This is a genomic window from Kitasatospora sp. NPDC059827, assembly GCF_042731675.1.
GTDB lineage: Bacteria > Actinomycetota > Actinomycetes > Streptomycetales > Streptomycetaceae > Kitasatospora.
In genome coordinates, this window is record NZ_JBHWIV010000124.1 from 1 (window position 1) to 19,462 (window position 19,462).

18 protein-coding genes are annotated in these 19,462 nt (G+C 74.9%); 10 read left to right on the forward strand and 8 right to left on the reverse strand.

Annotated features, from left to right (window positions below):
- Window positions 1–60: 60 nt before the first annotated feature.
- Entirely contained in the window at window positions 61–1,482 is a 1,422-nt protein-coding gene (locus ACFV8H_RS38885; protein WP_380409155.1) for a family 2B encapsulin nanocompartment shell protein, read from the reverse strand.
- Window positions 1,483–2,069: 587 nt separating this feature from the next.
- Between ACFV8H_RS38885 and ACFV8H_RS38890 the strand changes: the two genes are divergently transcribed.
- Window positions 2,070–2,555, forward strand: a complete 486-nt coding sequence (locus ACFV8H_RS38890) for an ATP-grasp domain-containing protein (RefSeq protein ID WP_380409157.1) — start codon at window positions 2,070–2,072, stop codon at window positions 2,553–2,555.
- Window positions 2,556–2,571: 16 nt separating this feature from the next.
- Here the strand turns inward: ACFV8H_RS38890 and ACFV8H_RS38895 are convergent, their stop codons facing one another.
- The 3 genes from ACFV8H_RS38895 to ACFV8H_RS38905 form a co-directional block, all read right to left on the reverse strand.
- Entirely contained in the window at window positions 2,572–3,114 is a 543-nt protein-coding gene (locus ACFV8H_RS38895; RefSeq protein ID WP_380409159.1) for a methylated-DNA--[protein]-cysteine S-methyltransferase, read from the reverse strand.
- A gap of 202 nt (window positions 3,115–3,316) precedes the next feature.
- Window positions 3,317–3,550 carry a hypothetical protein gene (locus ACFV8H_RS38900; protein ID WP_380409161.1) on the reverse strand — a complete coding sequence of 78 codons (234 nt, stop codon included), beginning with the start codon at window positions 3,548–3,550 and terminating at the stop codon, window positions 3,317–3,319.
- 184 nt (window positions 3,551–3,734) lie between these two features.
- Window positions 3,735–5,024: an MFS transporter gene (locus ACFV8H_RS38905; RefSeq protein WP_380409163.1), complete on the reverse strand. Its 1,290-nt coding sequence runs from the start codon at window positions 5,022–5,024 to the stop codon at window positions 3,735–3,737.
- Between the two features lie 203 nt (window positions 5,025–5,227).
- Here ACFV8H_RS38905 and ACFV8H_RS38910 point away from each other — a divergent pair, with 203 nt between their 5' ends.
- Window positions 5,228–6,082 (forward strand): hypothetical protein, encoded by an 855-nt coding sequence (locus ACFV8H_RS38910; RefSeq protein WP_380409165.1) that lies wholly within the window; start codon window positions 5,228–5,230, stop codon window positions 6,080–6,082.
- A 14-nt stretch (window positions 6,083–6,096) separates the two neighbouring features.
- Here the strand turns inward: ACFV8H_RS38910 and ACFV8H_RS38915 are convergent, their stop codons facing one another.
- The 3 genes from ACFV8H_RS38915 to ACFV8H_RS38925 are packed head-to-tail and all read right to left on the reverse strand — an operon-like array spanning window position 6,097 to window position 8,921.
- A complete protein-coding gene (locus tag ACFV8H_RS38915) occupies window positions 6,097–6,915 on the reverse strand; it encodes a serine/threonine-protein kinase (RefSeq protein ID WP_380409167.1) in 819 nt (272 codons plus the stop codon).
- Entirely contained in the window at window positions 6,912–8,723 is a 1,812-nt protein-coding gene (locus tag ACFV8H_RS38920) for an ABC transporter ATP-binding protein (RefSeq protein WP_380409169.1), read from the reverse strand. Before ACFV8H_RS38920 ends, ACFV8H_RS38915 begins: the two co-directional genes overlap by 4 nt.
- Window positions 8,724–8,783: 60 nt before the next feature.
- Complete coding sequence (locus ACFV8H_RS38925; RefSeq protein WP_375881624.1) at window positions 8,784–8,921, reverse strand: hypothetical protein; 138 nt, start codon at window positions 8,919–8,921, stop codon at window positions 8,784–8,786.
- A 359-nt stretch (window positions 8,922–9,280) separates the two neighbouring features.
- On the opposite strand from ACFV8H_RS38925, the gene ACFV8H_RS38930 reads away from it, so the two are divergent.
- From ACFV8H_RS38930 to ACFV8H_RS38960, 7 genes are all read left to right on the forward strand, one after another.
- Entirely contained in the window at window positions 9,281–9,751 is a 471-nt protein-coding gene (locus ACFV8H_RS38930) for a hypothetical protein (RefSeq protein ID WP_380409171.1), read from the forward strand.
- Window positions 9,744–10,559, forward strand: a complete 816-nt coding sequence (locus tag ACFV8H_RS38935) for a class F sortase (protein WP_380409173.1) — start codon at window positions 9,744–9,746, stop codon at window positions 10,557–10,559. The genes ACFV8H_RS38930 and ACFV8H_RS38935 overlap by 8 nt, the downstream gene beginning before the upstream one ends.
- Window positions 10,560–10,771: 212 nt before the next feature.
- The gene (locus ACFV8H_RS38940; RefSeq protein WP_380409175.1) at window positions 10,772–11,650 is read left to right on the forward strand and encodes a hypothetical protein; all 879 of its coding nucleotides are present in this window, start codon (window positions 10,772–10,774) and stop codon (window positions 11,648–11,650) included.
- The gene (cseB, locus tag ACFV8H_RS38945) at window positions 11,647–12,408 is read left to right on the forward strand and encodes a two-component system response regulator CseB (protein WP_380409177.1); all 762 of its coding nucleotides are present in this window, start codon (window positions 11,647–11,649) and stop codon (window positions 12,406–12,408) included. The genes ACFV8H_RS38940 and cseB overlap by 4 nt, the downstream gene beginning before the upstream one ends.
- A gap of 101 nt (window positions 12,409–12,509) precedes the next feature.
- Window positions 12,510–13,736, forward strand: a complete 1,227-nt coding sequence (locus tag ACFV8H_RS38950; RefSeq protein ID WP_380409179.1) for a sensor histidine kinase — start codon at window positions 12,510–12,512, stop codon at window positions 13,734–13,736.
- Window positions 13,737–13,903: 167 nt separating this feature from the next.
- Window positions 13,904–17,017 carry a trypsin-like peptidase domain-containing protein gene (locus ACFV8H_RS38955; protein WP_380409181.1) on the forward strand — a complete coding sequence of 1,038 codons (3,114 nt, stop codon included), beginning with the start codon at window positions 13,904–13,906 and terminating at the stop codon, window positions 17,015–17,017.
- A gap of 8 nt (window positions 17,018–17,025) precedes the next feature.
- Window positions 17,026–17,619 (forward strand): NUDIX hydrolase, encoded by a 594-nt coding sequence (locus ACFV8H_RS38960; RefSeq protein ID WP_380409182.1) that lies wholly within the window; start codon window positions 17,026–17,028, stop codon window positions 17,617–17,619.
- Here ACFV8H_RS38960 and ACFV8H_RS38965 read toward each other — a convergent pair whose 3' ends face one another.
- Window positions 17,620–18,852 carry a hypothetical protein gene (locus ACFV8H_RS38965; RefSeq protein ID WP_380409184.1) on the reverse strand — a complete coding sequence of 411 codons (1,233 nt, stop codon included), beginning with the start codon at window positions 18,850–18,852 and terminating at the stop codon, window positions 17,620–17,622.
- A 123-nt stretch (window positions 18,853–18,975) separates the two neighbouring features.
- Between ACFV8H_RS38965 and ACFV8H_RS38970 the strand changes: the two genes are divergently transcribed.
- On the forward strand, window positions 18,976–19,389 hold the full coding sequence (locus ACFV8H_RS38970; RefSeq protein ID WP_380409186.1) for a CU044_2847 family protein: 414 nt from the start codon (window positions 18,976–18,978) through the stop codon (window positions 19,387–19,389).
- Window positions 19,390–19,462 lie beyond the last annotated feature (73 nt).

A 19,462-nucleotide genomic window follows, 5' to 3' on the forward strand; every position in this document is an offset into this window, starting at 1 on the left:
GCGGGGGCCCGCGCGGCGCGGCGCGGATTCGGGCTCGGAGGCCGAGCCGGGAGCCCGTCGTCAGCGCTGGGCGACGTCCACGTTCTCCAGTACGCCGACGGCGTCCGGGACCAGGATCGCGGCCGAATAGTAGGCGCTCACCAGGTAGGAGATGATGGCCTTCTCGTCGATTCCCATGAACCGGACCGAAAGGCCCGGCTGGTATTCATCCGGAATTCCGGTCTGGTGCAGGCCGACGACACCCTGGTTGTGGTCGCCGACGCGCATCGCGATGATCGAGCTGGTGTGCCCGCCGATGATCGGGATCTTGTTGCACGGGAAGATCGGCACCCCGCGCCAGGCGTTGACGTGCTTGCCCTCGACCTCGACGGTGCCCGGGTTGAGGCCGCGCTTGCTGCACTCCCGGCCGAAGGCGGCGATGGCCTTGGGGTGGGCCAAGAACATCTTGGTGCTGCGGCGGCGGCTCAGCAGCTCGTCCATGTCGTCCGGCGTGGGCGGGCCGGAGTGGGTCTGGATCCGCTGGTCGTACTCGGCGTTCTCCAGCAGCCCGAACTCCGGGTTGTTGACGAGCTCGTGCTCCTGGCGCTCGCGCAGCGCCTCGATGGTCAGCCGGAGCTGGTGCTCGGTCTGGTTCATCGGCTGGTTGTAGAGGTCGGCGACGCGGCTGTGCACCTTGAGGATGGTCTGGGCGACGCTCAGCTCGTACTCGCGCGGCTTGAGCTCGTAGTCCACGAAGGCGCCGGGCAGGTCGTACTCGCCCTGGTGGCCGGCGGAGAGGCCGATCGCCGCCTCGCCGTGCTTGTTCTGGGCCTGCTGGAAGCCGTTCAGGTACTCCATGATCTGCAGCTGCAGCGACTCGGAGCGGTCGTGCAGCTCCTGGAAGGAGGGCCAGGCGAGCGCCATCACGGTGCCGGAGGTGGCGGCGCGGACGGTGTACGGCCAGGCGCCGTCCTCCTCCTGGAGCGCCTCGTCGCCCAGGTGGTCGCCGTCGGCGAGGGTGCCGACCACCGTCTCCTCGCCGTACTTGCCGGTGCCGAGCCGGTCCAGCTTGCCGTGCGCGATCAGGAAGACCTCGGTGATCGGCGTGCCGGCCGTGACCAGGACGTCGCCCGGGGCGAACTGGCGCTGCACGAAGCGGCCGGCCAGCTCCTCCAGCACCGCGTCGTCCTGGTAGCCGCGCAGCACCGGCACCTCGGCCAGCGTCTGCGGGACGATCCGCACCTCGGAACCGGTCTTGACGAAACCCACCCGGCCGCGGCCGATCTTGTGGCGCAGGCGGCGGTTGACCCGGTACGTGCCGCCGGAGACCTCCACCCAGGGCAGCATCCTGAGCAGCCAGCGCGGGCTGATGCCCTGCATCTGGGGCGCGGACTTGGTGGTGGTGGCGAGGTTCCGCGCGCCCGCCGTGCTCAGTGACTGCTGCTGCCGGATCTCCGGCTGCGCGCCCGGCGCAGGAATACCGGCATTGGTTTCGGTCGACATAAGGGAGGCCCTTCGCATGCCCGATGAAGTGTCGCCTTGCGCATTCATGTTGCAGCTTCATGGTGGGCCCGTTCGGGGGCGTCCCGCAATCACTCATTCGAGTGGTTCCGAATAACCGAACAAATAGTACGACTAGATCACCTGATCGATATTTGTTCGACTATTTATTCGAAACTACCGGAACCCCGACCCACCATCTTCCCCCATCGACCGCCCGCCCGCGCCACCCCTTGACAGATCCGGTCCGCGCCCACCCTGCCGTTCGAAGCCGTCGAACGGACCGCTAGCGTTCCCTGACCCTTCGTCAACTACGGTCCGGGAGGCGTCGCCGACCCGGACTCCCCCGTGCTCGCCGCCGCCGACCACGGCACCCCGGAACCCGCCGACCTGCCCACCGACGCCTACGTCCGCTACGCGCTCGACGGCGGGTCCGCACCCCGGAGGAACTGCTGGGCGCCGTCGAGCGGATCGAGGGCGACGGGCACACCACCTGCCTCAAGCCCACCGCCGGCGCGGGCGGCGCGGGCTTCCGGGTCCTCACCCGGAAACCGTACGACCCGGCCCGGCTGGCCGGCTGGGACCACCGGGTGCAGGTCGACCAGGTGGCCGCGGCACTGGCCGCCCCCGCCGCCGGGGGCGAGCCGCTCAACCTGCTGGTGATGCCGTACCTGGACGGGCCGGAGGTCTCGGTGGACTGCCTGGCCGACCGGGACGGCCACCCGCTCACCGTGGTCGGACGGACCAAGGACGGCCGCCGCCGGGGCTTCACCACCGACGAGCGCTACCTGGAGCCGGTGCGGCGGCTGGTCGCGGCGAGCGGGATGGCGTACCTGTGCAACGTCCAGTTCCGCGAGTGGCAGGGGCGGCCGGTGGTCATCGACGTCAACACCCGCCCGGCCGCCGGGCTGTACCAACTGGGGCTGTGCGGGCTCAACCTGGCCTGGGACGCGGTGCGGCTGGCGCTCGGGGAGCGGGTCGAGGCCGGCGGGCCGCCGGACGTGGCGGGGATCGAGTACACCCTGGTGTCGGGGATCCAGCCGGTGCTGCCGCGGCGGGTGCCGGTGCGGTCGTAGGGGCTCGCCCCGGGTCCTAGAGCGGGCCGTTCCAGTCCAGCGTCGGCTCCAGCACCCCCTCCAGGGTGAGCAGCCAGCGCTTCACGTCGATCCCGACCCGGCCGCCGCCGAAGCCGCCGATCCCGTCCGCCGCCACCACCCGGTGGCAGGGCACCAGCAGCGGGACCGGGTTGGCGGCCATCATCTGCCCGACCGTCCGGGCGGCCAGGCCGGGCTCGGTGACGTCCTCGAACACCCCGCTGCGGGCGGCCAGTTCGCCGTAGGTGACGGTCTGCCCGTACGGCACCTGCTCCCAGAGCGTGCGCAGCACGGCGCGGTGCGGCCCGGAGCTGAGGCTCCAGTCGATCGGCAGGCCCAACTCGCGGGTGCGGCCCGCCAGGTAGGCGCCGGTCCGCTCGGTCACGGCGGCGATCTTCGCCGGGTCGGTGCACGGCGGCACCTCGCCGTCCCGCCCGCCGTAACCGGCCGCCGCCACGCCCAGCGGCGTCACCGCGATGTGCATCGGGCCGCTGGGCAGCGGGGTGGGCACGGTCAGCCAGGACAACGACGACTGCGGCACGCTCGGGCCCCCGCCCTCCACCGGGTCGGACGGCGGGCGTACCGGCGTCCGAGGGGCTGGTCCGCCCCGCTCGCCATCGTACGGCGGGGCGGCGGGGCGTCCGGTGGGGTGCTGGAAGGTGGGGTATCGGGGGTGCTCAGGGTGCTGCGGGTGCTCGGAGTGCTGCGGGTGCTCGGAGTGCCGGAAGGGAGCGGCCCCGCCCTCAGTGCTGCCCCTTGAGCTCCCCGGACAGCGCCCGCGCCCAGTGCGACAGTTCGGCGCGGTCCGGCGCCCGGCCCTCGCACAGCACGGCGAGCTGCGCCTCGTTGATCCGGTTCGGTCCCGGGATCTCCAGCAGGTAGGCCAGTTCGGCCAGTACGGTGGCCAGCCGTTCGGCATCCGTGTGGTCCAGGACGGCCGCGGCCTGGTGGTGGCCGATGGTGAGCGAACCGGGCATGGTCAACCTCCTCCGTGACCCCCGCCCCTCCACCGTACGACCGACCCGGCCACCCCGCCCGCCGCGGAGGCACGCACGCGTGGGCGGAGCGACCGGCGGCACTCCGGGGCCGGCCGGTCACGGTGCGCGGTGGGCCGCACCGGTGGTGGCCGGGGGTGCGCCCCGGAGCCGTCCGAGGGGTGGGTCAGCTGCCCGGGCCCTCCTCCCAGCGTCGATTCCGTACGGCCGGTAGGCCCAACACTACGGCCCCGGCGGCCACTTGCCAGACCGCCCCGAGCAACAACACGTCGCCGGTGCCGAACCGGTCCGCCAGCGGACCGGCCGCCGCCAGCCCCAGCGGGCCGAGGACGAAGGCGCCCAGCGCCCCGAAGGAGGTCAGCCGGCCCAGCAGCTCGGCCGGCACCCAGCGCTGGGTGGTGGTGCTGAACAGCGTTCCGCAGACCGCCGAACCGACCCCCGCCACCAGCGCACCCGCGACCACCCAGGGCAGCGCCGCCCCCGCCGCCAGCGCCGCGGACGGCAGCGCCCAGGCCAGACCGGCCACGGTCGCCACCGCGAGCGGACGCCCCGGGCGGCGACCGAGCATCAGCAGCCCGCCCAGCACCGCACCGGCCCCGTACACGCCCATCACCAGGCCCCAGGCCCGGGCGCCGCCCAGCTCCCGCTGCGCGGTGAGCGGGCCGAGCACCAGGAACGGGGCCCAGACCAGCAGGTTGAACAGGCCCATCTGCACGGTGGTGATCCACAGCCACGGGCGCGCGGTGAACTCCGACCAGCCGGAGCGCAGTTCGCGCAGCATCGACTCCCCTCCGCCCGCCGGCGGCCGCCCGGGCAGCCGGAGGCCGGCCAGCGCCAGGGCCCCGACGCCGTACGTCAGCGCGTCGATCAGCAGCACCGCGGCCGGGCCCTGGGTCGCCGTGACCAGCCCGGCCAGGGCGGGCCCGGCCACCGTGGACACCGAACGCGCCAGCCCCAGCAGGGTGTTGCCGTCCGCCCGCAGCTCCTCGCGGCGCACCAGAGCGGGCACGATCGCGCCGAACGCGGGCATGAACAGCCCCTCGCCGATCCCCCACACCGCCACCAGCACGACCATCGCCAGGACCGGCGCGTGCCCGACCGCCAGCAGCGCGGCGAACAGCGCCTGGACGAGGCCGCGCAGGACGTCCGTGCCCAGCATCAGCCGGCGGCTGCCCAGCCGGTCGGCGATCACCCCGCCGGCCGGCAGGACCAGCACCACCGGGAGGATCCGGGCGGCCATCACCCAGCCGAGGTCGGTGCCACTGCCGCCGCTACCGCCACCCGCGCCGCCGCCGTCGAGCACCGCGAAGGCGACCGCGACCGGAGCCATCGAGGAGCCGAGGAGGGAGGTCGTGTACCCGAGGAAGAAGCGGGTGAATTCACGCTCGCGCAGCACGGCGAGCCGGTCTCCCGGCCGCCGGGGGCGGGCCGGGGTCCGTTCGGTTTCCACTGCCATGGGCAGTCAGTCTGCGCGCGCCGGGGAGCCGGGTTCAAGGGTTTCCGGGGGAAAAGTTGAGCCTTTTCGCCTCAATTTCGGGAGGGGCCGGTACTGCCGCAGTAAATAGGCCGTCTCATGGCCATTGAACTGCGGTTTACTGCGGATCACCGCTAACCTGGATGATGACGTGAGCCGGTCGTTTACTGCGGAAGAAGGCCGATGTGACGGACCTCCCCCCGGTCGAGTACGGCCTCGCCGTCGAGCGCTACCTGGCCGCCTCCGGACTCGCCGAGGGCTCCCGGCGGATCTACCGGATCGCCCTCCACACCTGGGCCTGGGCGCTCGCCGACCGACCTGCCCCCACCGGCCCCGAACGGCGGCGCGCCCGCCCGCCCGTCCTCCCGCTCGCCCTGCTCGACCACCCGGACGCCCCCGGACGGCTGCACACCGCCGTCGCCCGCCGCGCCACCGCCACCGACCCGCGCACGCTCAACCGCGAGCTCTCCACCCTGCGCGCGGCCGTGGCCTGGTGGCGCGCCCAGGGCTGGATCGACGGCGACCCGAGCACCGCCCTGCGCCCCGGCCCGCTGCCCGCCGAACCTGCGGAGGACGGGAGCCGCACCGGGGGCGGAACCGGGGCCGGGGCCGGACCGCTGGGCGAGGAGCAGCTGCGCGCCCTGTTCGCCCGCCGGGCGCCGCTGCGCGAGCAGACGCTCTGGCACCTGCTGCACGAGTCCGGCGCCGCCATCGAGTCCGTCCTGGCCCTCGACACCGACCAGTTGGACCTCCCCGGCCGCCGCACCCGCCCCCGCTCCGACCGCCCCGGGCTCCGCTGGGGCACCGGCACCGCCCGGTTGCTCCCGCTGCTGGTCGCCGGCCGCGCCGGCGGCCCGCTCTTCCTCACCGACCGCCGCGCCCCGGCCGGCACCCCCGCCGCCGACCGCTGCCCCCACACCGGCCGCGCCCGGCTCTCCTACCGCCGCGCGGCCGAGCTCTTCACCGCCCACACCCGGCCGCTGTCCGAACCACCCGGCGCCGGCTGGACCTTGCGGCAGCTGCGGTCCGGAGGCCGCTAGCCGCGCGCCTTCGACTACCCCTCCAGCGGCATGACAGCGCGGCGGCCCTGCGGGAGCAAGTCGTCGAGTGCCGCCGACAGTTGGGCCGGGGACGGCCGGTCGGCTGGGTCGAGGCGCAGGCAGGCGTCGACCGCCCCGGCGAGCGGGCCGGGCAGCCGGCGGCGTCGGGACACCGCGGGCGCCGGGCTCAACGGCTCGCCGTCGAAGGGGAGTTCGCCGGTGGCGGCCTCGTACAGGGTGATGCCGATGCCCCAGACGTCGGTGGCCGCCGTGAGGTCGCCGCCCAGGAGCTGTTCGGGGGCGAGGTAGCCGTCCGTACCGGCCCCCGGACGGCCCGGGCCCGGCGGGCGGGCGATGCTGAGGTCGAGCACCTTGGCGCGGCGGCAGTCGATCACCACGTTGGCGGGCTTGAGGTCGAGGTGCAGCAGGTTCCGGCCGTGCAGGTAGCGCACCGCCGAGCAGAGGTGCAGGCCGAGCAGCGTGAGGTCGGTGGCGGCCGGGCGGCGTGCGCTGCGGTCGAGCAGGTGGGCGAGGGTCTCGCCGCTGAGCGTCTCCAGCACCGCGTACGGCTGCGGGCGTTCACCGGTGCCGTAGCCGCGCACCAGGTGCGGGTGGGTGAACTCGGTCAGCCAGCGGCCCTCCCGGAGCAGGCGCTCGCGCAGTTCGCGGTCGCGGCGGTGGTCGGGCCGGAGCACCTTGACGACGCAGCGGCAGTCGCGTTCCTCGCTCCAGGCGTCGTAGACGTCCAGCCAGCCGGTGCGGCAGAGGTGGGCGAGCACCTGGTAGCCGGGGGCGATCGGCGCCCCGGCGGTCATCGGCTCCCGGGAGTTCACCGCGCGGCTTCCGTCGGGGTCGCGGCCCGGGCGAGCCGGGCGTAGTCGTCGTCGTGGGCGAGCAGTTGGCGGTGGCTGCCGGAGGCCACCACGCGGCCTTCGCGCAGCAGGACGATCCGGTCGGCGTTCCGTACGGTCAGCAGGTTGTGCGAGATGATGATCGTCGTCCGGCCGTTCATCAGCCGCCCCAGCGGTTCCAGGATCCGCCGCCCCGACTCGGGGTCGAGACCGGTGGTCGGTTCGTCGAGCAGCAGGACGGGCGCGTCCCGGACCATCGCCCGGGCGATCGCGATCCGCTGGCGCTGGCCGCCGGACAGCAGCCGCCCGTGCTGGCCCACCACCGTGTCGTAGCCGTCCGGGAGCCGGCTGACGAACTCGTGGGCGTCGGCGGCCCGGGCGGCGGCCGTGATCTGGGCGTCGGTGGCGCCCGGGCGGCCGTAGGCGATGTTCTCCCGGACGGTGCCGTGGATGACCAGGGTCTCCTGCCACAGCACGGCGACCTGCTCGCGCAGGTCGGTCAGTGCCAGGTCGCGCAGGTCGATGCCGTCCAGCCGGACGGCACCGCGCTCCGGGTCGTAGAAGCGCAGCAGCAGTTTGGCGACCGTCGACTTGCCCGCCCCGCTCTCGCCGACCAGGGCCACCGTCTCGCCCGGCTCGGCGCGGAGCGAGAGGTCGCACAGTGCGGCGCGGGCCGTGCCCGGGTAGCGGAACCACACCTCGTCGAAGGCCACCGCCCCGCGCACCCGGGCGGCGCGCAGCGGCTGCGGCGGATCGGCCACCTGCGGTTGCTGGTCGAGGAGTTCGATGATGCGCTCGGCGGCGGCCGAGGCCGAGAAGAAGCCGTTGCTGAGCCGCCCGATGCCCTGGATCGGACTGTAGAGCCGGCTCAACAGGGCGACGAAGACGAGGAGTTCACCGAGGGTGAGCCGGCCGTGGACCAACTCCCAGGCGCCCAGCCCGAGCACGATCAGCGCGCCGACCAGCTCCAGCATCTCCACGATCGGCGCGAACAGGGCGCGCAGCCGGGTCGCCGCCATGGTCGCCCGGAACCGCGCCAGGTTCTCCCGCAGGAACCGCTCCTGCTCCCAGTCCTGCCGGTTGTACGCCTGCACCAGCGCGATGTTGCCCAGCGTCTCCTCCGCGAGGGCGCTGACCGAACCGCTGCGGCGCCGCCGCTCCCGGGACGCGTCCTTCACCCTCGTCGAGAACCGCCGGGCGGTGAGCCAGAACAGCGGCGCGACCACCAGCGCGGTCAGCGCGAGGTCCCAGCGCAGGTAGAACAGCACCCCCAGGAAGACGGCCAGCTCGGCGACGTACGCGACCGCGTCCAGGACGCCCGAGAGCAGGAAGGTCTCGACCGCCTCGACGTCCGCGGTCAGCCGCGACAGCACGTCGCCGAGCCGCCGTCGCTCGAAGAAGCCCAGCGAGAGGCCTTGGAGGTGCCGGAACACGTCCGCCCGCAGGGCCAGCAGGAAGCGCTCGCTGACCCAGGTGGAGAGCGTCTGGTCCGCGAAGTCCAGGGCCCCCGCCAACACGGTCAGCCCGGCGTAGCCGAGCGCGACCGGCAGGAACAGCCCGAACCTGCGCGGCACCAGCACGTCGTCGACGACGATCTTGAACAGCCAGACCATGGCCGCGTCGACGACCGGGCCGAACAGGACGACCACCACCAGCAGGATCAGCCAGCGCCGTCCCCCGCGGGTGTAGGGCCAGAACCGTCGGAACGTGCGCCGCAGCGACACGGCCGGCGCCGGGGCGACGACCGGATCGGTCCGGCCGTCGCCGTCACCGGTGTCGACGGCCGTCAACCGCCGCAGTGACCACACTCGCTCGTCCTGACCAGGGGACCGGAAGCGGTCCGTCGGTCGTCAGTGCCCGTGCTTGTTCTTGCGGCCGTGACGACGACCGCGACTGGTCGTGTTGTTGGTGTTCCGGTCCTCCTTGTCGTGCCCGCGGTCCTTGCGGGACTGCCGCATCGCCGGCAGGAGGTTGGCGAGGATGCTCATCACTGCCACCTTTCACTCGGTCGTACCCCCACACCGGGAGGTACGGATGCGCGGGCGGGGATGCTCAGCGGTTCTCGGTGCCGGGCCCGGATCGGCGTATTGACGGGCCCGTTCCCGCGTACGTCACGGGCCCGTTCCCGCGTACGTCACGGGGCCGTTCCGCCCGCCCCGGGGACCGTTACCCAGCCGATGGGCGACCGTGACGCGGCCGGGCGGGGACCGCGACACGGCCCTCCTACCGTCACTCAGGACGCACCGGCCGTACCAGCACCACGGGCCGCGCCCCCCGGTGCGCCGTTGGCGGGAACCGCGGTCCCGCCACTGACGCGTCCACCAGAGCCACGAAGGAGACCCCCGCCATGAGCAGGAGCCGTACCGACCGTTCGCCCGCCCGCCGTCTGCTGGCCGTCTGCGCACTGACCGGCGCCGCACTGGTGACCGTCGTCACCGGCGGACAGGCCTGGGCCGACGGCACCCCGCAGCCGGCCCCCGCCAAGCCGTCCGCCGCCGCCCCCGCCAACGCCGCGCCGGGCGGCGCGGCCGTCGGCGGAGTCCGTCCTAGCGCCGCCCCCGCCAAGCCCGGCCAGCCGTCGGTGTCGGCGCCCGAGGGCGCCGCCCCGTCGGTCGCCACCGCCACCCCGTCGCACGGTCCGGTCGGCTCCCAGCCGCAGGTCCGCGAGGTGCCGAAGGGCGCCGCCCAGGCCGGTGACGGCTCGGGCGCGACCGACGGCAACGGGCTGATGCTGGTCGGTGGCGGCGCCGTCGCCGCCGTCGGCGCCGGTGCGCTGGGCTTCGCCGTCCTGCGCCGCCGTTCCGGTGCGCGTGGCTGACACCCGTCCCGGGTCCGCCGGGCACCCCGGCGCCCTTCCCCCGCACCCGGCCGGGCGGGGAAGCGGCGCCGGGGTGCCCCCGGCGGCGGGGACCGACCGGCGGGGCGGCCGCGGGCGGCGGCGGGCCACCCCGCCCGGCCCGAGCCTGCTGCGGCGGAGCGTCTTCGGTACGGCCGGCCTGCTCTGCATCGCCCTCGGCAGCACCCTCGCCCTGTCCGGCCGCGACACCCCGGTGGTGCGGATCGAGACCTCCGGCCACGCCCCGGCGGCCGACGCCCCCGCCACCGGCGCACCCGCCACCGCCCCCACCCCCGGCGCGCCCGCCCCGGTCGGCGCGCCGACCGCCGGTGACCAGCCGCTCGCCCCCTCCCCGCCGAACCGCCTGCTGATCCCCTCGATCGGCGTGGACGCCCCGGTGACCGACCTCGGCCTGAACTCCGACGGCACCGTCCAGGTGCCCTCGGCCGACCACGCCGACCAGGTCGGCTGGTACCGCAACGGCCCCACCCCGGGCGAGTCCGGCCCCGCCGTCCTGATCGGCCACCTCGACACCAAGAACGGCCCGGCGGTCTTCAAGCGCCTGCCGGAACTCCACGTGGGCGACCGGATCGGGATCCGGCGGGCGGACGGCCGCACCGTCGACTTCACCGTCCGCAGCCTGCTCCAGGCCGCCAAGGACCGCTTCCCCACCGACGCCGTCTACGGCGACACCCCCGGGCCCGCGCTCCGGCTGATCACCTGCGGCGGACGGATCGGCCCGGACGGTCACTGGACGGACAACATCATCGTGCTGGCCGACCCGGCCTGACCGGGCCGGAGCCGGGCCCGGTAGAACTGGGGACGACCACGGGGAGCGACGAACCGACACCGTGGCCCACCGCGTCCCACTCCGGGACCCGGACGCGCGGACGCGCGACCGCCTGACGTCCAACACCTGACGCCGGACGTCCGACGCCCGACCGCGACACCGGACGCCCGGCGTCAGACGCCCGACCGCGACCGAGGAGGACGAGCACGACCGTGGCAGCACCGACCGTGGCAGCACCGACCCCGCTCCGCCGCCGCCCCGGCGCCGTCCCCGCGGCCGCCCTCGCCGTCCTCGCCGCCCTGACCGCCCTCGGGGTCCTGGCCTTCGGCCGCGCCGCCCCCGGCGGCCTGCGGGACGACGGTCCGCGCCCGGCCGTCGCCCCGCCCAGCCCGTCCGCGGTGGCCAAGCCGCTCTGGCCCGACCTGGCCACCGCGCCGCCGCCGCCCACGTCCCCGGCCGACGCCACCTCCCAGGCCCCGCCGCTGCCCGTACCCGACCTGACCGTGCCCGGGCACGACCTCACCGCCGTCGACGTCCGCGCCCTGCTCGCCAAGGACCCGGCGGTGACCGCCGAGGAGCGCCGCGCGCTCGACTCCTGCGCCGGGTGCGAGGTGCGGGCCCCCGAGTTCCGCGACCTCACCGGGGACGGCCGGCCCGAGCTGATCACCGCCGTCGCCACCCCCGGGGCCCTCGTGCTGCACGTCTACACGCTCGCCGACGACCGGGTCGTACCGATCCTGCGGGCCCAGGTCCAGCAGATGTCCAGCGCGGCGACCGTCGACTCCGACCTCTGGCTGTACGAGCCGACCAACTACGCCACCCGCACCAGCAGCCACTACCACTGGGACGGGCACCGGCTCGCCCTGGTCGAGCGGCGGGTGGACGGCGTCGGCCTGCTCCCGCCCGCCGACCCGGGCGCCGAGGCGACGTCCGCCACCGGCCCGGACCGCGTCCCCGTGCCCGTCCCCGGCCCGGTGCGCCCCTCCTCGGCGCCGAAGCAGCCCCCGGCCGCCGGGGTCGCCTCCCCGTCCGCCGCCCGACCCACCTCCCAGCCGTCCGGCCCCGCCGTCGTCCCGGAAGCGAAGCGATGACCACCGCAGCCGCCCCCGCCCAGCCGCACATCCTGCTCGTCGAGGACGACGAGGTGATCCGGGAGGCCACCAGGATGGCCCTGGAGCGCTACGGCTTCCCGGTCACCACCGCCGCCGACGGCCTGGAGGGGCTGGAGGCCTTCCACGCCGTCCGCCCCGACCTGCTGCTGCTGGACGTCATGCTGCCGCTGCTCGACGGCGTCGGCCTCTGCCGCCGGATCCGGGAGGAGAGCCAGCTGCCGATCCTGATGATGTCGGCCCGCACCGACCCGGTCGACGTGGTGTCCGGCCTGGAGGCGGGCGCGGACGACTACGTGGTGAAGCCGTTCGAGAGCGCCGTCCTGGTGGCCCGGATCCGTACGGTGCTGCGGCGCATCCGGGTCGCCCCGGCCGTCGAACCCGGCCCGGCCGCCGCCGTCACCCCGGCCCCCGAGGTCCTCGACGACCCCGTCGCGCCCTCCGCCGCCTCCCTCCGCACCGTCGACGGGCTGCAGGTGGACACCGACAGCATGGAGGTACGGGTCGACGGCCGCCTCGTCCCGCTCACCCCCACCGAACTGCGGCTGCTGCTGGAGTTCACCGCCGCCCCCGGCATCGTGCTGGAACGTTCCGCGCTGCTGGAGCGCGTCTGGGACTACGAGTGGGGCGCCGACACCCGGGTGGTGGACGTCCACGTACAGCGCCTGCGCGCCAAGATCGGCTCCGGCCGGATCGAGACCGTCCGCGGCTTCGGCTACAAGCTGCGGCGCCCGGCATGACCCTGCGCCGGCCGACCCTGCGGCACACGACCCTGCGGCGCATGACCTTGCGGCGCATATCCCTGCGGCGCATATCCCTGCGACACATGACCCTGCGGCGCATGACCCTGCGCCGGCAGATCGCCACCGCCGTCGCCACCATCTCCGTCCTGGTCGCGGTCACCGTCGGCCTGCTGGTCCACCAGGCGATGATCCGCCAGCACGTCGACCAGGCCCGCACCGCGGCCGCCACCGCCCTCGGCTCCGCGCTGACCGACTACGGCCGCGGCACCCCCGGCCCCGGCGCCGCCGTCGACGACCCGGCCCTCCCCGCCCGGCTGCGCGAGCTCGCCGCCGCCGGCCGGCAGGGCTCGCTCCTCGCCGCCGACCCGCAGGGCGAGTCGATGTGGGCGGCGGGCCCGGTCCAGGGCGGGGTGCTCTCCGTCCGGGTGGACTTCACCCAGGACCGCCGGGCGATCGCCGACCTGGACCGGATCATCCTGATCACCGTGGTCGCCGCGGTGTTCACCACCGTGCTGGCCGGCGTGCTCGTCGCCGACCGGATCAGCCGCCGCCTGCGCACCGCCGCCACCGCCGCCCGCGGCATCGCGGCCGGCGGCACCGACACCCGGATCGGCGAACTCGTCGACGGCAGGGACGAGGTCGCCGACCTCGCCGCCGCCGTCGACCTGATGTCCCGCACCCTGCACCGCCGCCTCGCCGACGAACAGCGCTTCACCGCCGACGTCGCCCACGAACTGCGCACCCCGCTCACCGGCCTGGTCACCGCCGCCGAACTGCTGCCGCCCGGCCGCCCCACCCAGCTGGTGCAGAACCGGGTCCAGGCCCTGCGCGCCCTGGTCGAGGACCTCCTGGAGGTCTCCCGCCTGGACGCCGACGTCGAATCCCCCGACCTCTCCGCCGTCCCGCTGGAACGCGCCGTCCGCCGCACCGTCACCCTCACCGGCCTCGACGTCACCGTCGACATCACCTCCGACTCCGCGGGTACCGCCGACACCGCCGACCAGCAGGTCCGCACCGACCTGCGCCGCCTCGACCGCATCCTCGGCAACCTGCTGCTCAACGCCCACCGCCACGGCGCCGGCCCGGTCGAACTCCACGTCGACGGCCGCCGCATCACCGTCCGCGACCACGGCCCCGGCTACCCCGACGACCTCCTCCACCACGGCCCCCAGCGCTTCCGCACCAACGCCCCCGAACGCGGCCGCGGCCACGGCCTCGGCCTCACCATCGCCACCGGCCACACCCGCGTCATCGGCGCGACCCTCACCTTCACCAACCACCCCACCGGCGGCGCCGTCGCCACCCTCACCCTTCCGCCCGGCTAGGGGCTGTCCACCACCCCCACCTTCCCGCCCGGCCAGGCCCTGTCCGCCACCGGCGAACTCCCGAACGGCCACTGCCTCTGGATTCCGCCGACGCCGGAGGGAACCCTGGTGCCGTGACAACCGGCGCCCCGGGACGACCGGCGCTCCGGGCCCGGGGAGGAGCGGAAGTGACGGACGAGGACGCGGCGTGGCGGCGGCGGGAGGAGCTCAGCCGGCTGGCCGCCTCGCACACGGTCGCCATCGACGCCCCGGGGAGCCTCGGCTCCGGATTCCTGGTCGCCGAGGACACCGTGCTGACCTGCGCCCACGTCGTCCAGGGCCACCTGGAGGTGACGGTGACGGCCCAGGGCCGCGCCCTCGTCGCCGACGTGGGCGCGGTGTTCCCCGAACCCGACCCCGCGGTCCGGGTCCAGGGCTTCCCCGACCTCGCCCTGCTGCACCTCCGGGAGCCGCTGCCACTGCCCGGTGTGTGGCTGGGCGAGCGCGCCCCCCAGGAGGGCACCGAGGTGGTCGTGCACGGATTCAGCCACGAGACCCTGGAGTCGGGCCCGCAGCACGACAGCCTGCGCCTCCACGTGGCCGGCGGGAGCGGGCGGTTCGTCAGGCTCCAGGGTGACCGGGTCGTCGCGGGGTTCAGCGGCGGCCCGGTGCTCGACCTCCGGACCGGCCGGGTGTGCGGGGTGCTCAAGACCTCGCGCGACGACCGGCAGGAGGCGGGCGGCTGGCTGGTCCCGGTCGACGCGGTGCGCGCCCACTTCCCCGCCCTGGCGGAGGCCAACGACGGGCACCACCGGCCCGGCACCGACTGGTGCGACCTCGCGCTGGACCGGGCCGGACGGCAGAGCAGGCTGTTCGGACGGGACCGCCCCCGGCCGAGCAGACGTCCGCCGACCCCGGCCCAACTCCTCACCCACGGGGCGATGCCGTTCCTGGACCGCCCGGAACTGGCGGACCTCCGACGGTGGTGCGAGGAGGAGCCCGACCTCCTGCTGCGTCTGCTGCACGCACCCGGCGGCTCCGGCAAGACCCGGCTCGCCACCGAACTGTGCGGCCTCATGGGCGGGGCGGGCTGGATCGCCGGCGTCGCGGAGCGGAAGGCGCTGGACCGGCCGGAGTGGACCGCCGGGCTCACCGCCGCCCTCGCCGACGGGATCCCCGTGCTCGTCGTCTTCGACCACGCCCAGGCCCGGCCGGAGGACGTCTGCGCCCTGCTCGAACACGTCGACCGGTACGGGCCCGACCGGATGCGGCTGCGTGTGCTGCTGCTCGCCCGCGCGGACAAGCCGCTCTGGCAGGCGCTGCAGAGCAGCCTCGACGACGGGGTACTGGCCGACGCGAGCGTGGTCCAGCTCGCCAGGACCGTCCCCGCCCCCGGGGACGCCTCCGTGGCCGCCACCGCCTTCCGGGTCTTCGCCGAGCGGCTCGGCTCCCCGCGACTCACCCCGCCGTCCACCCTGGACGCCCGCGCCGACCGGGAGGGCTCGCTCCTGGGGGTGCTGGCACTCGCGCTGGACGCCGTCCTGACGCTGCGCCAGGGCCGCACCTGGTCCCCGGACGGTGATCCGCTCGAACGGGTCTGCGACCACGAGATCCGGGTCTGGCACTCCACGCTCACCTGGTGGGATCCCCGGGAGCAGTCGTTCGCCGGCGAGAGCGGCAGGCTGCTGGCCGCGGGGCTCCTGCTGGTCCCCACGCTGGCCCCCGGCAGGCAACGGGCCGATCTCGTCGCGGTGTTGGAGCAGGTCCACGCGGCGGTCCTCCCGCACCGGCCGGTCCCCGACATGCTCCGCGTCAGCACCGCGCTGAGGGCGGTCTACCCCGCCGAGGGCGACCAGGTCGCCCCGCTGCGGCCGAACCGGATCGGCGAGGTCCTCGCCCGCCGGGTGCTCAGCACCCCGGAGAGCTCCGGCCACACCCACGCGTACCTCACCGCGCTGCTGTCCCCCACCCGTACGGACCCCGCCCTTGCCGGGCCCGCGCAGGAGCGGTTCGAGGCGGCGAAGGCGGCCGTCGAGGTGCTCGCCCGCGCCCGCGGCTGCACGGACGTGGGCCGGATCGCCGCCCACCCCGCGCACCGCGCCCTGGACGCGGTACTGGCGCGCGCCGTCGCCGACCGGCCGGACGTGCTCCTGCCCGCGCTGGCGGCGAACGGCGCCCTACTGCCCCACGCCGAGCCCCTCGCGGCCGTCATGCTGACCGCCCTGGAGTCCTGCGAGCCCCCGCTGCTCACCGCCGTGGAACAGCGGCTGCCCGGCTATCCGTCGAGCATGTCGCCGGTCTCGGTCGTCGTCCTGCGCCGGCTCCTGGAGCTTCCCGACGAGGAGTTCACCGAGGCGGACCAACTGCTGAGGCTGCGCAGGCTGGTCGGCTACAGCCTGCGGCTCGACGACGTCGGCCCCGACGGTATCGGCCCCGACCGTATCGGCCCCGCCGACGCAGACCCCGCCGACGCAGGCCACGACGGCATCGACCCCGGCGGCGCGCGGGACACGGCGGCCCTGACCGCGGCCCGGCAGGCCGTCGGGCTCAGCCGCGACCTGGTCCAGCAGACCGGACGCCACCTCCCGGAGTACGCGACGGCGCTCCACAACCTGAGCCTGCTGCTGCACCACGCCGGCCGGACCGTGCCCGCCCTGGAGCAGAGCAGGTCCGCGGTCGCCCACTACGAGGAACTGCTCGCCGACACCGAACCGAGGGACCGGCTGCGGCAGGTCCGCCTGCTCGACACCGCGACCGCGCTGAGCCTCCTCGCCGTACTGCGCCTGGAGGACGGCCAGGTGGACGCGGCCCACGGCGAGGCCGCCCGCAGCGTGCGACTGTGCGAGGCGGCCGCGCCGGGAGTCCGGCAGGAGGCCACCCTGCTGTCCTGCGTCGAGGTGCTCGCCGAGTGCCACCGGCGGACCGGCCGGACCGCCGAGGCGGTGGCGGCCGGCGAACGGGTCGTCACCCTGCTGCGCGACCTGGCCGAACGGTACCCGGGGCGCTACCTCGCCCGACTGCCCGACGGGCTGCACCGGCAGGCGCTCGCCCTGATCGGCGCCGGCCGGGACCGGGAGGCGTACCTCGCCATGCGGGAGACCGCGCACCTGCGCGCCGACCTTCCCCCCGGGGACCGTCAACGCCTCGCGGCCCAACGGCAGTCCCTGCGGGTGCTGGTCCAACTCGGCGGCGAGATACGGGAGTTTTCGGCCGAGACGAACTCTTGGGTGGAGCAACTGGCCGCCATGGGAGATCATGGCGAACGGGGCCGTCCCACCGGAGGCCCACCCGACAGCCGGTAGGGAGCGCCATGACCATCGACGACCGGACGTCCGCCACGCCCGCCCCGATCCTGCGCCACGAGGCCGTCGAGGTCTTCGCGAACCGCTTCGGGCAGCTCAACAACGACCTCGTCGTCGGCCCGGGCGGCGCACCCGGCAAGTACCTCCGCTGGCAGTGGGCGCAGACCGGCGTGGTGGTGATCCCGGTCGGCCCCGAGGGCATCGCCCTGGTGCCCTCGTACCGCTACCCGGTGGGCGCCGTCTCCCTGGAGTTCCCGCGCGGCGGCTGCGAGCCGGGCGAGAGCCCGGAGGAGGCGGCCGCTCGCGAACTCCGGGAGGAGACCGGCCTCTCGGCCTCCTCCGTGCGGACGCTCGGACTGGTGCACGCGGACACCGGGCTGATCGAGACCGGCATCCACGTCTGCTGCGCCACCGTGCTCCCCTCGGAGGAGGGTTCCGCCCGGCCGGAGGCGATGGAGTCGGTGAGCCCGCCGGTCTGGGTCTCCCCGGAGGAGATGGCGGAGTGGCTGCGCCGGGGCCGGATCACCTGCGGGGTCACGCTCGCCGCCTACGCCCTCGCGGCCGCCGACTCCGGCGTGCTGTCCCCGACCGTCAGGGCGTGATCAGCCGCCGAGGGTGATCAGCCGGTGCAGCGGGTCGAGGTGCCGCCGCGGCCCCGTCGCCACCCGTACCCCGTCGTCGTCCGGCGCAGCCGCGCCGAGCCCGGCCACCACGTCGAGCGAGAGGTCCCGGGCACCGTCGAGCGGCGCCCCGCGGACTTCGAGGCCCACCCCCAGCCGACCGGTCACCGTGTCCTCGTCCAGCCGGAAGCGCATCAGCCGGGTCTCGCTCCGCAGCCGCGCCCACGCCAGGCCGTCCGTACCGCGGAAGGTGCGCTCGAACGCCTCCAGCATCCACGCGCTGAACTCGCCGACCGACTGCCGCAGCACCGCGTCGTCCGGCCGCAGCCCCCGGCGCACCTGGCCGAGCTCCCGCACCAGGGCGTTCCGGGAGGGCTGCTCGACGGCCTCCAGCACCACCTCCAGGGGGAGTTGGGACAGCAGGAGGTTGTCGAGCAGGACGGCGGGCAACCCGGCCTCCTCCACGATCCGGCGGCTCCGCGCGGCCGACAGGGTGCCCGACCCGTCCCGCGGTCCGGCCATGCCGACGTCCAGCACACCGGGCAGGGCCCGGCGGTAGGACTCGCCCGCCCACTCGTCCACCGACTGCAGCGCGAGGATCAGCTCGGCGCTGCTGCCCGGGTCCTTCACCCGGTACTTGTCCAGCCAGTCCCGGAGCGCCTTGTAGTCGAAGGGCTGCTGGTCGGCGATCCAGCTCCGCGCGTCCTCCAGCGCGGTCCGGGTGCCCCCGGTGGCGTGCCGGCTCGCGACGTCGATCCTGGCCAGCACACCGGCCTTGAAGCGCGCCGCCACCGCCGTCCCGTCGTAGCCCACCGCGTGCGCCGCCGACATCGCCGTCAGCCGTGCGACGTAGCCGGGCTCGGGCACGTTCGTCACGTTCCGCCGCCTGTGGTCGTCCCTGATCTCCCGCAGGGTCCTCCCCGCGCGCACCGCCACCCGGATCCGGCCGGACTCCAGCAGCGGGGCGAGGTCCGGCAGTTCCGCGCCCTCCTCCGCCCACTGGACCTGCCGGGACTCCTCGGCCGAGACCAGCGCCCTGAAGTACCGGTTGTTGAGGCTCTGCGAGTCCCCGATCAACAGGGCGTCGGCGAAGAGCACGTGCAACAGCACCCGGGACCGCAGGTCGGACGCCCGGTCGATCGGCGCCGCGGCGTGCGGCTCCACGTCGGAGAGGTAGATGCGCTCCGCGCCCACCGGCGGCGATTCCGTGCTCATCGGTACCAACCCTTCGTCCCTCCACCGGAGTTCCCGTCGGGGATACTAGGGCGTCGGCCGACCGCCGGCTTCAGGAACCCCGCACTTCGTTTGCGCGGAATCGACGCCATTTTTGGAGGCGGAATGTCGGACCTCGTCCGGGTCGAGACACCCGACGGAGGCACCTTCTGGGCCCGCGTAGAGGACGAGGGCGGCCCCCGCGACGTGGCCTTCCGCGGCCTCACCTACCGGCTCGACGACCTCACGGACACCCTCCATGCCGTCGTGGGCAGCGTCCGATCGGGCCTGCGGGCCGCCGCCCCGGACGAGTTCACCCTCGAATTCGGCATCGAGCTCTCCGTCAAGTCCGGCCTCCTGGTGAGCGCCGTCGCGGGATCGAGCGGCAAGGCCTCCCTCAAGGTCTCGGCGACCTGGAAGAAGGACGGGGGAACCACCGCCACGGTGCGCCCCGAGGCCGAAGAGGAAGAGACAGAGGAAGAGGAAGCGGAATCCGAAGAACCGAAGGAATCGGGCACACCGGCCGCCGCCACCGATTGACCACGTCCCGCACGGACGTCCCGTTCGCCGAGCGCGCGGGCCGGACCCAGGGGCGGCTCTGGGAGGACCTCGA